At 61.7% G+C, this 13,916-nt stretch carries 12 protein-coding genes, 1 tRNA gene and 2 pseudogenes; 4 read left to right on the top strand and 11 right to left on the bottom strand.

Annotated elements, in window-relative coordinates:
- Positions 1 to 10: 10 nt before the first annotated feature.
- Complete coding sequence (locus HUN39_RS09045; RefSeq protein ID WP_175094136.1) at positions 11 to 1,816, bottom strand: glycosyltransferase family 4 protein; 1,806 nt, start codon at positions 1,814 to 1,816, stop codon at positions 11 to 13.
- A gap of 299 nt (positions 1,817 to 2,115) precedes the next feature.
- A pseudogene (locus HUN39_RS09050) lies at positions 2,116 to 2,400 on the bottom strand (transposase); the annotation flags it as partial.
- Between the two features lie 113 nt (positions 2,401 to 2,513).
- Here HUN39_RS09050 and HUN39_RS09055 point away from each other — a divergent pair.
- Positions 2,514 to 2,747: pseudogene (locus HUN39_RS09055) on the top strand (IS21 family transposase); the annotation flags it as partial.
- A gap of 882 nt (positions 2,748 to 3,629) precedes the next feature.
- Here HUN39_RS09055 and HUN39_RS09060 read toward each other — a convergent pair.
- The 5 genes from HUN39_RS09060 to HUN39_RS09075 all read right to left on the bottom strand — a co-directional run bounded on the left by HUN39_RS09060 (position 3,630) and on the right by HUN39_RS09075 (position 4,988).
- Positions 3,630 to 3,704: transfer RNA gene (locus tag HUN39_RS09060), tRNA-Gln, on the bottom strand.
- 67 nt (positions 3,705 to 3,771) lie between these two features.
- Positions 3,772 to 4,455, bottom strand: a complete 684-nt coding sequence (gene rpe, locus HUN39_RS09065; RefSeq protein WP_175094138.1) for a ribulose-phosphate 3-epimerase — start codon at positions 4,453 to 4,455, stop codon at positions 3,772 to 3,774.
- Positions 4,456 to 4,466: 11 nt separating this feature from the next.
- On the bottom strand, positions 4,467 to 4,595 hold the full coding sequence (locus HUN39_RS19575; RefSeq protein ID WP_332310740.1) for a type II toxin-antitoxin system mRNA interferase toxin, RelE/StbE family: 129 nt from the start codon (positions 4,593 to 4,595) through the stop codon (positions 4,467 to 4,469).
- Positions 4,555 to 4,731 carry a type II toxin-antitoxin system mRNA interferase toxin, RelE/StbE family gene (locus tag HUN39_RS09070; protein ID WP_332310745.1) on the bottom strand — a complete coding sequence of 59 codons (177 nt, stop codon included), beginning with the start codon at positions 4,729 to 4,731 and terminating at the stop codon, positions 4,555 to 4,557. The genes HUN39_RS19575 and HUN39_RS09070 overlap by 41 nt, the downstream gene beginning before the upstream one ends.
- Positions 4,731 to 4,988, bottom strand: a complete 258-nt coding sequence (locus HUN39_RS09075) for a type II toxin-antitoxin system RelB/DinJ family antitoxin (RefSeq protein WP_175094140.1) — start codon at positions 4,986 to 4,988, stop codon at positions 4,731 to 4,733. Before HUN39_RS09075 ends, HUN39_RS09070 begins: the two co-directional genes overlap by 1 nt.
- 197 nt (positions 4,989 to 5,185) lie before the next feature.
- Between HUN39_RS09075 and HUN39_RS09080 the strand changes: the two genes are divergently transcribed.
- Positions 5,186 to 5,851, top strand: a complete 666-nt coding sequence (locus tag HUN39_RS09080) for a class I SAM-dependent methyltransferase (RefSeq protein ID WP_175094141.1) — start codon at positions 5,186 to 5,188, stop codon at positions 5,849 to 5,851.
- Positions 5,852 to 6,034: 183 nt separating this feature from the next.
- Here the strand turns inward: HUN39_RS09080 and fba are convergent, their stop codons facing one another.
- From fba to HUN39_RS09100, 4 genes are all read right to left on the bottom strand, one after another.
- Positions 6,035 to 7,117 (bottom strand): class II fructose-bisphosphate aldolase, encoded by a 1,083-nt coding sequence (gene fba / locus HUN39_RS09085; RefSeq protein WP_175094143.1) that lies wholly within the window; start codon positions 7,115 to 7,117, stop codon positions 6,035 to 6,037.
- Between the two features lie 18 nt (positions 7,118 to 7,135).
- Positions 7,136 to 9,058 (bottom strand): transketolase, encoded by a 1,923-nt coding sequence (gene tkt / locus HUN39_RS09090; protein WP_232366019.1) that lies wholly within the window; start codon positions 9,056 to 9,058, stop codon positions 7,136 to 7,138.
- Positions 9,059 to 9,156: 98 nt separating this feature from the next.
- A complete protein-coding gene (locus tag HUN39_RS09095; RefSeq protein WP_175094146.1) occupies positions 9,157 to 10,032 on the bottom strand; it encodes a phosphoribulokinase in 876 nt (291 codons plus the stop codon).
- Between the two features lie 331 nt (positions 10,033 to 10,363).
- Positions 10,364 to 11,377: an AraC family transcriptional regulator gene (locus tag HUN39_RS09100; protein WP_175094147.1), complete on the bottom strand. Its 1,014-nt coding sequence runs from the start codon at positions 11,375 to 11,377 to the stop codon at positions 10,364 to 10,366.
- A gap of 236 nt (positions 11,378 to 11,613) precedes the next feature.
- On the opposite strand from HUN39_RS09100, the gene HUN39_RS09105 reads away from it, so the two are divergent.
- Positions 11,614 to 12,771 (top strand): DUF3047 domain-containing protein, encoded by a 1,158-nt coding sequence (locus HUN39_RS09105; RefSeq protein WP_232366003.1) that lies wholly within the window; start codon positions 11,614 to 11,616, stop codon positions 12,769 to 12,771.
- A gap of 145 nt (positions 12,772 to 12,916) precedes the next feature.
- Complete coding sequence (locus HUN39_RS09110; RefSeq protein ID WP_175094151.1) at positions 12,917 to 13,912, top strand: glycoside hydrolase family 3 protein; 996 nt, start codon at positions 12,917 to 12,919, stop codon at positions 13,910 to 13,912.
- Positions 13,913 to 13,916: the final 4 nt, after the last annotated feature.

The raw sequence follows: 13,916 nt of genomic DNA on the forward strand, positions 1-13,916 counted from the left end.
TCACTCTTGCTCAGCGTAGGAATCTGCCCAGAAGACGGCTAATCCAGTGCGTGTCCAATTCGAGTCTGATCTCATGAAGAAAGACAGCTATTTCTCTAGAGTCATCTCCCAAGCCGACTGCTTGCGGCGCCGTCGGCGCTCGGTGAATTAGCTGGATCTCGGCTAGCCTCCCCTCACCCCTCATCGAAACATCTACCGTGCGGAGCTCGCGGGCGTGGACATCGAAATCCCAGGAGGCGACTTCTCGGCCGTTGATTACGACATCCGTCTTTTGACGGTGTCCTGGCGGAACAAACGGCGTCAAATCAAACATTATCCTCAAATTTTTCGTTCTTCGTCGCATTTTTAATTGGATCACGGAAACCGTGCCGTCGCTCCAGACTCCGTCCGGCTCGGTTTGATGCCATCCGCTCCGGGCATGGCTCCAACATTGAACTGGGTCGGAAAAGTCGATGACGGATCCCTTCTTCAACTCCCACCGCGCATATTGTTCCGCGCCCGCGAGACGACCGGGCTTCCCATTCACCATCGAGGTCAGGGTTTGTCTAAAATCACTCAGCAGATCGGAGATCGACGAGATTGCGGAGGTCTTTTCCGGTCCTGAGAAGCGACTGAACCAAGAGCCATTGCGCTCGCGTTCCAAGTCTTGTCCGGACGGCGCCGCTGTAAAAAGAACGTCCGCATATTCGCGTATCATACGATCCTCGCCAAACAAGCGCATAGCACGCTCCCTGGCGCATTTTCCCATGCCGAAACGGGCTTCCAAATTTCGCTGCATGAACGTCATCGCGTCCGCGATAGCGGCGACGCAAGCTGCTTCTGACCAACAAGGCGATGGAACCAAAATTCCCGACGACTGGTCGATCTGCTCGGGGATGCCATCGACATTCGTCGCGATCACCGGACAGCCTTTCGCCATGGCCTCAATGATTGACAACGGCATGCCCTCGGCGTGGGAGGTCAAAACAAAGACGTCGCTGGCTTCTAGCAATTTTGGGATATCGTCGCGAGGTCCCAGAAAAATAACATGGTCGGACAACGCCTTTGTCTCGATAGCCTTTCGAAGATCGCAAACATGACCTGTCGCACCGCCTCCGGCCAGAAGAAGACGGATCCCGGAAATGCCGCCACTCTTTCGAATTCGCTCGAGAGCCTCAAGGCATAGAATTTGCCCCTTGCGCGGTTCGACCCGTGCGGCCATCAAAAAGACGAGTTCGTGGTCTCCGATCGCCAGCCCTTTCCGCACCGCCCGTCTAACTTCGTCTCCAGCCGCGAGAAAAAACTGGTCTGGGCAACTATTGGCAATCGCATATCGGTGGCTGCCTATCTGAGGAAGCAACGCTTCAAACCTGAGCTTGCACGCATTCGAAACGAAGATGATCGCATGAGCCCGTTGCATCGCTTCGATCGCCTGCTCGCGCAACTGCGTAAAGCGCTCCAAACAATCGGCGGACAAGAGATTGATTGCGGTCACGTAAGGGATCGCCCGGCGCTTGGCCGCCTCTTTAAGAGCCAGGAGCGACCAGATCTCCGCAGCTTCGACCAAAAGCAACATTTCCGGATCGGCATTTTCGAGAAGCTCTTCCGCTTCAGAAAATGCAAATGCCGACCTCTCCAAATTTCCTTCAGAGACTTGGTAATCATGCATCCGAACGCCAGCGATAGCGATGCGCGATGCCGCGTTCTTCGAGTTGAATGCGCAAGCGAACTGCACATCGAAAAATCTGGTCAGTCCCGCTACAAGCTGCTCCGACACACGGTAGGTGCCACCAACATTGGCGTCGTCGGTGACGATCAGGAGACGTGATTTTTTCATATTCCAAGAATCCACTATTTGGGTCTGCCTCATATGTGGAACGGCCCGATTGGCAAGGCGCTTTGTGAGAAGTGAACTCCGCGGGACGGTGCAGTCATATGTCCGGCCTTTATGTGCGGGCATTTGACCGCTGGCCACGATGAGTTCCGCGATATCGGCGACTCTAATCAATTTTACGCGCTCGAGGCGCAGTGAGTCAGACGGTCTGGCCGACACCGGGATGGCGTCCCTTGTGGTTCATCTCTATCTCGGCACCTTTGCGCTTGACCGACAGCTTCCTGTCGGAAACCTATGTTTGGTCAGGCCGCGATGGCGACTGGCGACTTTTTGTAGACGCCGCCTTTCGTTAGCAGCGCCCAGATGATCCTCGCCATCTTGTTGGCCAATGCGACCGCAACAAGTTTGTAAGGCTTGCGCAAGATGAGGCTTGTTAGCCACTGGGGCAGCTTCACGCCACGCTTGCCCAGTTTGATTATGGACGTTCCTCCGACAACCAGAAGCGTTCTGAGCTGCCGGTTGCCGCGTTTCGGGATAGATCCGAGCCGCTCCTTGCCGCCGCTAGAGTGTGCTCTTGGCGCCAATCCTTGTGAAGTTACGTGGAATAAGAACCCCGCTTTGGGGATGATTTGCATCCAATCGGGCCCCCGGAGCTAAGGGTCCACACTGGCCTCCTGATGCAAGGGAGGCCGAGATTGGAATGCTTGTTGTGGAAACGATTGCGAAGATGCGCCGCGCCTATTTTGTCCAGAAGAAGCCGATCAAAGAGATTTGCCGGGACCCGCATGTGTCGCGGAAGGTCGTGCGCAAGGTCATCCGTTCGGATGCGACGGAGTTCCGTTACGAACGCGAGACGCAGCCGCTTCCGAAGATCGGTCCCTGGCGCGAGCGGCTGGATTCTCTTTTGCCTCGTCCACAACGCCCACCGTATCGAACTTACCGGCGAAAGCCTGCGCCGCGCCCGCGATAAACAAGCGAAGCCGTCTTGACCAAACTGCCTCGCCGGTGAGACAAAAATCATCGGCCAGCGAGCCTCGCCACCCGGGCGGCATCATTCCGTTACGGTGGGCGGCATCAGCCAGGAATCCCGGGCGGCATTATCCCGTTATACCCGGGCGGCTTCGTCGGAATCGGCATGGCGTAACTCCGCTCGGGCTACGCCCTCCCTCCGTCACGCCAACAACGGCAGAAAATGCGCATTGGGAAAGGGGTCCCTTTTGGATGAAATACTGGGGTCCCGATTCAATGGCGTTTGACACCAAGGGCTGGACGAAAGACGAGCTAAAGGTGTGGATCAACGGGCTAGGCGGTATAACGAGAGCCAACATTGAATGCGGGGCGGTAGACCCTCAGGAAGTGTGGGAGTCGATGAAAGCAGAGAAGGGGTGGTGATATGTGCGGACCCTCTTTAAGTGCCATCGGCCCGGCGGGTTGCTGAGGGCCAAGAAAATTATGCGTTGAAGGTTGATGACCTCGAGGACGAGAGACATTCAGTTGAAGGCTGGAAATCGGATCAACTCTATGTCGATGCAGTCGCCACCCTCAGGCGCTTCACTTGGATTGAATATCGGTAACGCTGTGGCGGGCGGGATCGCCAAGGCGTGGGGGTAGGCTCTTAACCACAGGCAGTATCGAAGACGTTGGGGGCTGCTGTCATGGCGGCCCTCAATTTTTTCGAATGCGCAGCACCGAGCTTGCAAGGGGGCAAAGAGGCTTTTCGGGGCAGGATTTAGGGCAAGAAATTCGATAAATTCAGGGCAATCCCTTTCCATTTGAAATCATAACACATTGAAATATATGATGATACGTTGATACATGGCTGGGGCGGGAGGATTCGAACCTCCGTATGGCGGAATCAAAATCCGCTGCCTTACCACTTGGCGACGCCCCAATGCGCAGGTGAGGCGATAGCGCGCCCCGCCGCGACAATCAACTGCCGGGCGGCGCGGCGAAGCCGCTCACACGGCGATCGCGCCGGCGCTCGCCGCGGCCCGCCTCAGCGCCGCGATATTGTCGGCATAGCAGAGCTGCCCGCCGTGGAAAGCGGCCGAGCCCGCGACGAGAACATCGGCGCCGGCTTCGACGACTTGCGGCGCCGTCAGCGGCGTCACGCCGCCATCGACCTCGAGATGAATTGCGCGTCGTCCGATCATCTCGCGTATGGCGCGGATTTTATCGAGCTGCGAAGGAATGAAGCTCTGGCCGCCAAAGCCCGGATTGACGCTCATCACCAGGATGAGATCGATATCGTCCAACACATATTGCAGCGCGCTCTCATGCGTCGCCGGATTGAGCGACACGCCGGCCTTCTTGCCCAGCGCGCGGATCGCCTGCAGCGAGCGGTGGAGATGCGGACCGTTCTCGGCGTGGACGGTGATGACGTCGGCGCCCGCGTCGGCGAAAGCGGCGATATAGGGGTCGGCCGGCGATATCATCAGATGCACGTCGAGCGTCAGGGTCGTCACCGGCCGCAGCGCCGCGACGACTCCCGGCCCGAAGGTGATATTGGGCACGAAATGCCCGTCCATCACGTCGAGATGAATCCAGTCGGCGCCGGCCTCGGCCATCGCCCGCGTCTCCTCTCCCAGCCGCGCGAAATCGGCCGAGAGAATCGAGGGCGCGATGAGAATGTCAGACGGCAAGTCGTTTGGTCCTACTCGTCGAAGAGATCCGCGTGCGGTCCTGTGCGGGCAAGCTGCAATTCATCGCCTTCGATGCGATAGAGCAAGAGCCGGTTCGGCTCAATGTGGAGATCGCGAAATCCTTTCCATTCGCCCTTCAACGGATGGTCCGGGCGGCGGCGGCCGGTCCTCCATCAACAGCAGCAGGATCGCCTTGAGCTTGCCCATGTCCTTGCCGCGTTTTTCGGCGAGTTTCACGTCCTTCTTGAAACGCCCCGACCTGACGGGGGTCAGCATCAGAGGCCAAGGTCTTCGAAAAACGCTTTGGCGTTATCGAAGCGCTCGCCTTTCCCCTTGGCCAATTCGTTCATCGCTTCGACGCTTTCGGCGTTCGGCGCGCCGGTTTCGAAAGGCGGTCGTTGCTGATCGACGATGCGCAGCGTCGGCAGACGGATGGCGTCGAAGATCGAAAGGCCCATGGGCTCCAGCACGGCGGCGGCGCGCCGCTTGGTCTCCGGGTCTATCCTGGCCTGGACGATGTCATCGGCTGACATGCGGCGCCTCCTGACTTTTTCGCTAACATATTAGCCCCTCAAGGGTCCTATTCAAGGTTCGATGGGCTTCCGGCCGGAAAGGGCGGTCAGATGCGGGCGGGCGGCGGCCCCCAAAGCAAAAGTAGAGCTTGCAACGGAGCATGGAGACTCAATGATTCGAGAACTAAGTCACATGCGAGATGCAATCGGGCGCGCCGATGACCGATCCGAATAAGTCGCAGATCGCCAGTTGGTCTAAGAACGCCGAGAGGTGGACGACGGCCGTGCGCGGTCAAACGATCGCCAGCCGTCGCGAGGCGACCGACGCGGCGATCCTTTCCGCGGCGCGCGCCGGTCGGCTCGGAAAGGCGCTTGACGTTGGTTGCGGCGAGGGGTGGCTTTGCCGGGAACTAAGCCGAGAAGCCGTTGAGATCGTCGGCGTCGACGCTTCAAGGGAACTCATCTCGTGCGCCCGCGAAGCTGGAGGGGCGAGCTACCACGTTCTGAGCTACGCGGAGCTTGCCGAAACGCCCGGGATGACCGGATATGATTTCGATACGATCATCTGCAATTTTTCCTTGCTTGACGATAAGGTCGACGCGCTGCTCGACGCACTCGCGTCAATCTCAAATTCCGAGGCCCGGCTGCTCATCCAAACGCTTCATCCGGTCGCACTGGCGCCGCCCTATGAGGACGGATGGCGCGTCGAGCGCTTTGACGGATTTGGCGACGCCGGATGGACTCCCATGCCTTACTTTGCTCGAACGCTCGGCTCTTGGGTCGAGGCAATTTCGCGGAAGTGGGCGTTGAAACGAATCCTGGAGCCCAAAGCGCCGTCGGCGCGGACGCCCGCCTCGCTGCTGCTTGTCGCGGAGCGCGCCTGAACGTCTGCTGGACGCCTGACGGTCGGCGCTTCTGCGTGCGCCTGAGAAGGCTGTTCCTCCAAACCCCTCAATTGGGGAATGTTGAATCCTCGCGCCTGGCTTTGACATGTTGGCCAAGGATGCATCTGCGATGCGCCCTTGGTCTTCACGGCCTTGGCCCTCGCCGAGAGCGGCGGCGCAAGCCTACTCCGCCGCCTTCTTGCCGGCGAACTGCGGATCGAGCGCGCCGCTGGCGTAGCGCTTGGCCATTTCGGAGAGCGGGATCGGCTTGATCTTCGAGGCCTGGCCGGCCGTGCCGAATTCCTCGTAGCGCTGCTTGCAGACGGCGCGCATCGCCTCCATCGCCGGCTTCAAATATTTGCGCGGATCGAATTCGCCCTTGTTCTTGCCGAGAACGCCGCGGATCGCCGCGGTCATGGCGATGCGGTTATCGGTGTCGATGTTGATCTTGCGCACGCCATATTTGATGCCGCGCTGAATCTCGGCGACCGGCACGCCCCAGGTCTGCGGCATCTCGCCGCCGGCGGCGTTGAAGGCGTCCTGCAAGTCCTGCGGCACCGACGAAGACCCATGCATCACGAGATGCGTGCTGGGCAGACGACGATGGATTTCCTCGACGACCTTCATCGCCAGAATGGCGCCGTCGGGCTTGCGCGAGAATTTATAGGCGCCGTGCGACGTGCCCATGGCGATCGCCAGCGCGTCGACCTTGGTGCGGGCGACGAAATCCTCGGCCTGCGCCGGATCGGTCAGGAGCTGGTCGTGCGAGAGCTTGCCCTCGGCGCCGTGGCCGTCTTCCTTTTCGCCCATGCCGCTCTCGAGCGAACCGAGCACGCCGAGTTCGCCTTCGACCGAGGCGCCGACCCAATGCGCCATGTCGACGACATTGCGGGTGACGCGCACATTGTAGTCATAGTCGGCAGGGGTCTTGCCGTCGGCCTTGAGCGAGCCGTCCATCATCACCGAGGTGAAGCCGAAGCGGATGGCGCTGGCGCAGGTCGCTTCGGCGTTGCCGTGGTCAAGATGCATGACGAGCGGAATGTCCGGCCAGATCGCCGCAAGCGCCTCGATCATCTTGGCGAGCATGACGTCATTGGCGTAGGCGCGCGCGCCGCGCGAGGCCTGGATGATGACCGGCGCATCGACCGCCGCCGCCGCCTCCATCACGGCGAGGCCCTGCTCCATATTGTTGATATTGAACGCCGGAACGCCGTAATCATGCTCGGCGGCGTGATCGAGCAGTTGCCGCAGGGTGATGAGAGCCATTGTCGCCTCCGCTATCTCTTACGTCTTAACTAGCGTACGGGCCGCGTCAGCCACAGCCTCCGCCGTGACGCCGAAATGCTTATACAGCTCGCCGGCGGGCCCGCTCGCGCCAAAGCCGCTCATGCCGATGAAGGCGCCGCGCTCGCCGATCCAGCGGTCCCAGCCGAGCCGAACCGCCGCCTCGACCGCAACGCGCGGGGCGCCGCCCAGCACTTCGGCGCGATAGGCCTCGGACTGAGCCTCGAGGAGTTCCCAGCAAGGCATGGAGACCACGGCGGCCTTCAGTCCTTGCGTGGCCAGAATGTCGGCGGCGGCGAGGGCGATTTCAACCTCGGATCCCGTGGCGAGCAGCGTGACGTCGCGCTTTCCCGCCGCGTCGCGCAGCACATAGGCGCCCTTGGCGGAAAGGTTTTCGCCAATGGGCCGCTCGAGCGTCGGCAGGTTCTGTCGCGACAGGCTCAAGACTGAGGGCGTGTGGCGGCTGGCCAGCGCCAGCTCCCAGCATTCGGCGGTCTCGATCGCGTCGGCGGGGCGGAAGACATGGAGATTCGGCATGGCGCGCAGCGCCGCCAGATGTTCGACCGGCTGATGCGTCGGCCCGTCTTCGCCAAGGCCGATCGAATCATGGGTGAGCACATAGATGACGCGCAGGCCCATGAGCGCCGAGAGGCGGATCGCGCCGCGCGCGTAATCGGAGAACACCAGGAAGGTGCCGCCGTAGGGCGCGAATCCGCCATGCAGCGCGATTCCATTCATCGCCGCCGCCATGCCGAATTCGCGCACGCCGTAATGGATGTAGCGGCCGGAAAAATCGTCCGGGGCGACCTCGCCCATGCCCTTGGTGATGGTGAAGTTCGAATGGGTCAGATCCGCCGAGCCGCCGATCGTCGCCTGCGTCGCGGCGTTGATGACGCCGAGCGCCATTTCCGAGGATTTGCGCGTGGCGATTTTCGGCTTTTCGGCGGCGAGCGTCGCGCGAAACTCTGCGAGCGGACTGGCGACCTCCGCCGCGACGTCGGCTTTCATGAAAGCGTCGAAGGCGGCGCCTTTGGGCGACGCGGCGCGTCGCGCCTCCCAGGCTTCGCGCGCTTTGGCGCCGCGGCGCCCCGCCGCGCGCCAGGCCTCCAGCACGTCGTCGGGCAGCTCGAAGGGCGCGTGCGGCCAGACGAGCGCTTCACGCGCGGCGTCGATCTCCGCCGCGCCGAGCGGCGCGCCGTGGCAGCTTTCCTTGCCCTGCTTGGTCGGCGCGCCATAGCCGATGAGCGTGCGGCAGCCGATGAGCGAAGGCCGCGGGTCGGCCTGCGCCGCGGCGATCGCCTGCGCCACCGCCTCTGGATCATGGCCGTCGACATGGGCCACGTGCCAGCCGGCGGCGGCGAAACGCGCGATCTGGTCCGTCGAGGTCGCGAGGCTCGTGGGTCCGTCGATCGAGATCGAGTTATCGTCCCAGAAGAGGATGAGCTTTGAGAGCTTTAGATGTCCGGCGAGGTCGATCGCCTCATGGCTGACGCCTTCCATCAGGCAGCCGTCGCCGGCGATCACATAGGTGAAATGATCGACGAGATCGTCGCCGAAGCGCGCCGCCGAGAGGCGCTCGGCGATCGCCATGCCGACCGCGGTCGCGAGCCCCTGGCCGAGGGGACCGGTGGTCGTCTCGATGCCGGCGGCGTGGCCATATTCGGGATGGCCCGCGGTCGGAGAACCGAGCTGGCGGAAGTTTTCGAGCTCTTTGCGGCCCATGCCCGGATAGCCGAGCAGATAGAGCAGCGCGTAGAGCAGCATCGACCCGTGGCCGGCGGACAGCACGAAACGGTCGCGGTCCGGCCAGTCCGGCCGGCTCGCGTCAAACTTCATGAAGCGCTGGAAGAGCACGGTCGCGACGTCCGCCATGCCCATCGGCATGCCGGGATGGCCGGATTTCGCCTTTTCGACCGCGTCCATCGCCAAAGCGCGAATGGCGTTGGCGTAGCGCGTCGGATCGGATTTTGCGCCAGCCGCCGCCGCGGAGGTCTCCTTGGCCGCCGTCAATATAGTGTCGTTCACGTCACGCCTTTCCTGCGTCTGACCAGTTCGAGGATCCTTGGAGTAAGGATCAGCTGCATTGCGAGATCAAGCTTATTGCCTGGAATGACGATGGAATTGGCGCGTGACATCCAGCTTCCCGCGATCATCGCCACAAGATAGGGGAAGTCCACCCCTCGCGGATCGCGAAAGCGAATGACGACGATCGATTCGTCGGGCGTCGGAATCGAACGGGCGACGAAGGGATTCGAGGTGTCGACCGTCGGCGCGCGCTGGAAATTTATGTCCGTTTCCGAGAACTGGGGACAGATATAATGCACATAATCATGCATGCGCCGCAGGATCGTCTCGGTGACCGCCTCGGTCGTATAGCCGCGCGAATGCCGGTCGCGATGCAGCTTCTGCGTCCACTCCAGATTGATCACCGGAACGACGCCGATCTTGAGATCCGCGTAGCGCGCGACATTGACGTCATCGGTGACGACCGCGCCGTGCAGCCCTTCATAGAACAGCACGTCGGTATCGGCCGGCAGTTCCTCCCAATCGGTAAACGTCCCGGGCGGCACGCCAAGCCGCGCCGCCTCGTTTTCGTCATGGGCGTAATGGCGGTAGCGGCCGGAGCCCGTCTCGCCGTATTCGCGAAAGAGCGTCTCGAGTTCTGGCAGCAGATTGGCATGAGGGCCAAAATGGCTGAAATTTTGGTTTCCCACCGCATGCGCCTCGGTGAGCTTGGCCTTCATCTCCACGCGATCGTAACGATGGAAGCTGTCGCCCTCGACATAGGCGACCTCGATGCGCTCGCGGCGGAAAATCTGTTCGAACGTCGCCTTGACCGAACTGGTGCCGGCGCCGGACGAGCCGGTGATGGAGATGATCGGATGTCTGACCGACATGGGCGCGCGACCCGGACCCTACGAGCAAGGCGAACTGGACGGCCTGCGGCGGGCCGGCCGACCGCGGGGGCTCCGCCGGCTTGTCGCACGGCGCGCGGGCAAAGGAAAGGCTCCCGCACCCGGCGGGGACGCTGGGAGGCGCGACGGAGCGGGATGGCGGCCGCGGCGATGTGGCGACGGCTTGACGCAGCGCATGAGCGATGCAAGCGCGAGGCGATCGAGCAAGCAGCGGGCATCTGACATGTGGCGCAAGCCGATCCCCATCATCAACAACGGCTCCGGCCGGAATATTCGTCGTAAGCGCTGTTTATGGCGAGCCGAGTTCGAAGGCTCATCCGCCAGGCTTCGCCAATTCTCGCCATCGACTGGGAGCTACTCCGCTCCAGCTCTCGAAGGCGCGGCTGAAATGCGCGGGGTCCCGATAGCCGAGCATCAAGGCGATCTCGGTGATCGACCAGGATTGGCATAACAGACTCATCGCCCGTCGCTGCAGTTTATTCTTCAAGAGATCTGAGAAGCTCAGTCCGGACTCGGCAAGCCGGCGCTGCAGCGTTCGCTGCGATACACCCGCCCGACGAACAATGCGGGAAAGGTCAGGACGACCGTCGAGAAGCTCAAGATCGATCAGGGCGCCGACATTGCCCGGCATGTCATCCGGATCCGGAATGTCGAAGATGCGATCGAGTTCGTCGGCGCTGAGACCTCGATTCGCATTGAGATGCGGATTGACCGCCATCAGCAGACGTTGATCGAAAACGATCGCGCCGGGTCTATCGCAGATTACCGTATCGACGCCCATCTGCTCGTCGATGCGACGCCGGGCGTTGGCGGGCAGACCCCCAACCATGATTCGATCTGGTAGCCAGCCCGCGCCGACGAATTGGCGGATCATGACGATCATGTACCAGAGTGCGAGAATCTCGTTCTGCGGACGTCCATCCGTGGCAGGGTCGGCTAACTCATATGACCAGTGCACCTCGTCGCCGTCTCGTCGGACGGTGAGCCGCGTCGCGCTCTGCATCATGTGCGGCAGGCTTGTTCCCGCGCGATGGATCGCTTCCAGTAAGGTGGGCGCTTGTATGACCCACTTGCCATAGACTCCTAAGCCCGCGATCGACGTTTGGCGGCCGAGTCGGGCCGCGAAAGCCTCGTCCCGCAATTCGCGCGAGGCGATCGAGAGCAGCCGGAAATGGTCGCGCAGAGGCAGAAGCGTATCGGGCGATTCCAGCAAACGAATGGGAAGCTCGGCGCGGCGAAAGACCCGCTCGATCGAGCCGCCGTTCGCGGTGACGACGTCCGCGATGGGCCCGAGCGTGCTCGCGCGCGTATATCCCGTTCGTCGCATCCATTGCCCTCGCGCGCCACTAAACGTCGGATTTCGGCATGTCCTGGCATGCAGATCTTCGGCGTGAAGCATAACATTTTGCTTTCCGGTCGCGAACCCGCGCCAGTTACGCCGTTTCGGCAACAGATCAAAACGAGAGATCAGAAAGAAAGCCAATGTGCGTTTATTGTCTCAACCTTTCTCTCGCTGCGAATGGAACGGCGTGCGTTTCGCGGCGCGACATATTGCGGCGCGCGATGGCTCTCGGCGTCGCTGCGCCCTTCGCGGCCGATGCGTCGAAGGCCGCCTTCGCCGCCGAGCAGGGCGTTCCGGCGCCGGCGGATTTTAGGAAGGGCGTCGAGGCTCTCCTCGCCGGGGCGCATTCGCCCGAACTCGCGGACTATCGCGTCTTCGAGATAAACGGCTCCGATCTGCCGTGGATCGATCTCGGCCTTGAGGTCGTGAAAGGTCAGCAGATCACCTTTCTCGTCGCCGGACGATGGTGGCTGTCTCGTCAACATGACCTATGGTTTCGTCCCGGTCTCGCCTTCCACGCTCGCACGCAGCATCGACGGCCGATCTTTAGTCCGGGCACGGACACGAGCACCATGACCGCGTCGCATGACGGTCCCGTCGAGGTGGCCCGCTTGGCGACGCTGTACGCCGACGAGGACGGCCGGCTTACGATTCCGGAGGACGTTTATCGCAAGGATGACGTGAGAATGACCGGCCTTGCGCTTCTGTGGCGCGGCGACGCCGCCACAGGCCTCGCGAGCCTTCTCGCGAGCCTTGCCGCGAAGAGTGGCGACGTCGGCGCTCTCGTGGCGACGGAACTCGCGCGCCTGCGCCGTAACCGCAGGCTGCCGGAAGGCTGGTCCAATCTCTTTTTGCTCGGCGGCGGAGAGGAGAGCTTCGTCTGGGACGCGAACGGCGAGATCGTCTGCGAGAGCGCGGGAGCCGCTTCCATTATCGAGCGGCCACTGACTCTTCCACTCGCCTCCGGTCCGAAACTCGGCTGGCGTTGGAAGATCGACGAGCTGCCGTCTGCGGCGGCGGAAGATCTGGCGTCCGTTCACGATTATCTGTCCATCGGCGTGAAATTCGACGACGGGCAGGACCTCACCTATCTCTGGAGCGCGGCGCTGCCGGAGGGCAAGGTTTTCCGCTGTCCGCTGGCCGGCTGGAATGCCATCGAGACCCATATGATCGTCGCTTCCGGCACGAAGGGCCTCGGAACGTGGCGGGAGCTGGAGCGGGACGTCGCTTCCGACTACGCCGCCCATATCGCCGGGTCGGCCAAAGCGATCAGCCATGTCTGGCTGTTGGCGATTACGCCGTTCCAGCGCCGCCGCGGCGCGTGCCGTTTCGCCGACATCAGGGTCGAGACAGCCGACGGCGCTATGCGCAAACTCTAATATCGCGGCTTCAGAGTTCTTAACGGACCGCGCAGGCCAGGACGATGCGCCGCCTTAACGAGCCTCCGACCATGAGAGTGAACATCGAGTGGATGGCAGCGAGCGACTGCTTTGACAGTCCTCTCACCATTACCATTTTACGCTCATGGATCTGCCGATCGGCGAACTGTTCATCTTGGGTTTTCGCGACCCGCTCATACCTCGCTGGCTGCAGGATTTTGCGCGTAGCTTCGGCTTGGGCGGGGTCATTCTTTTCGACTATGACTGTAAAGATCAGAAATACGAGCGGAACGTCTATAGCCCCGCTCAGCTCGAGGAGCTTTGCGAGGGCCTTCACGCTCTCCCCTCGCGTCCGCTCAATTTCATCGATCAGGAAGGCGGCAAGGTCCGCCGATTGAAGGAAGAGCGCGGCTTTATTCCACTGCCCAGCGCCCGCCAGTTCGGGCGATTGACCGCCTCGGAACGGCGGGACGTTTTACGCCCGTCCTATGCGCAGATGCGACAGATCGGAATCGATGTGAACCTGTCGCCGGTCGTCGATCTCGACATCAACCCCGACAGCCCGGACGTGGGGTCGGTCCAGCGCAGCTACTCGAGCGATCCGGAGGTTGTCAAAGAATGCGTGGAGACGCTGGCGGAAGTCGCCGGTTCGGTGAATTTGAAACTCTGTTTGAAGCACTTCCCCGGAACCGGCGGCGCGAAGGTGAACCCCCACGACCACGTCATGGATCTTTCCGATTGCCTGACTGACGCGCAAGTGAATGTGTTCAAGGATCTGATCGCACGCGTGCCGATGGTTCTGTTCAGCCATGGCATCGTCAATCAATGGGAGAGAGACACGCCCGTCTGCCTCTCCGCCGTCGCGGTGAATAAAATGCGCGCCTGGGCGCCGGACGCCTGCATCCTGACCGACGATTTGCAGATGCAGGGCGTGCAAAAGCTGATGTCGACGGGCGAGGCCTGCGCGAAGGCGGTTCACGCCGGCGCGGATTTGATCCTCATCGGCAACAATATGAAAGACGAGCAGGACCAGGCGGCGCAATTCGCCCGTCGGCTGCTCTCGGCCTGCGCGCAGGATGCGTCGATGCGGGCGCACGCCGAGGCGTCCATCAAACGCGTAAGGAAGCTGAAATTTGGCTGAAGCG

It is taken from the genome of Methylocystis silviterrae (assembly GCF_013350005.1).
Classification (GTDB): domain Bacteria; phylum Pseudomonadota; class Alphaproteobacteria; order Rhizobiales; family Beijerinckiaceae; genus Methylocystis; species Methylocystis silviterrae.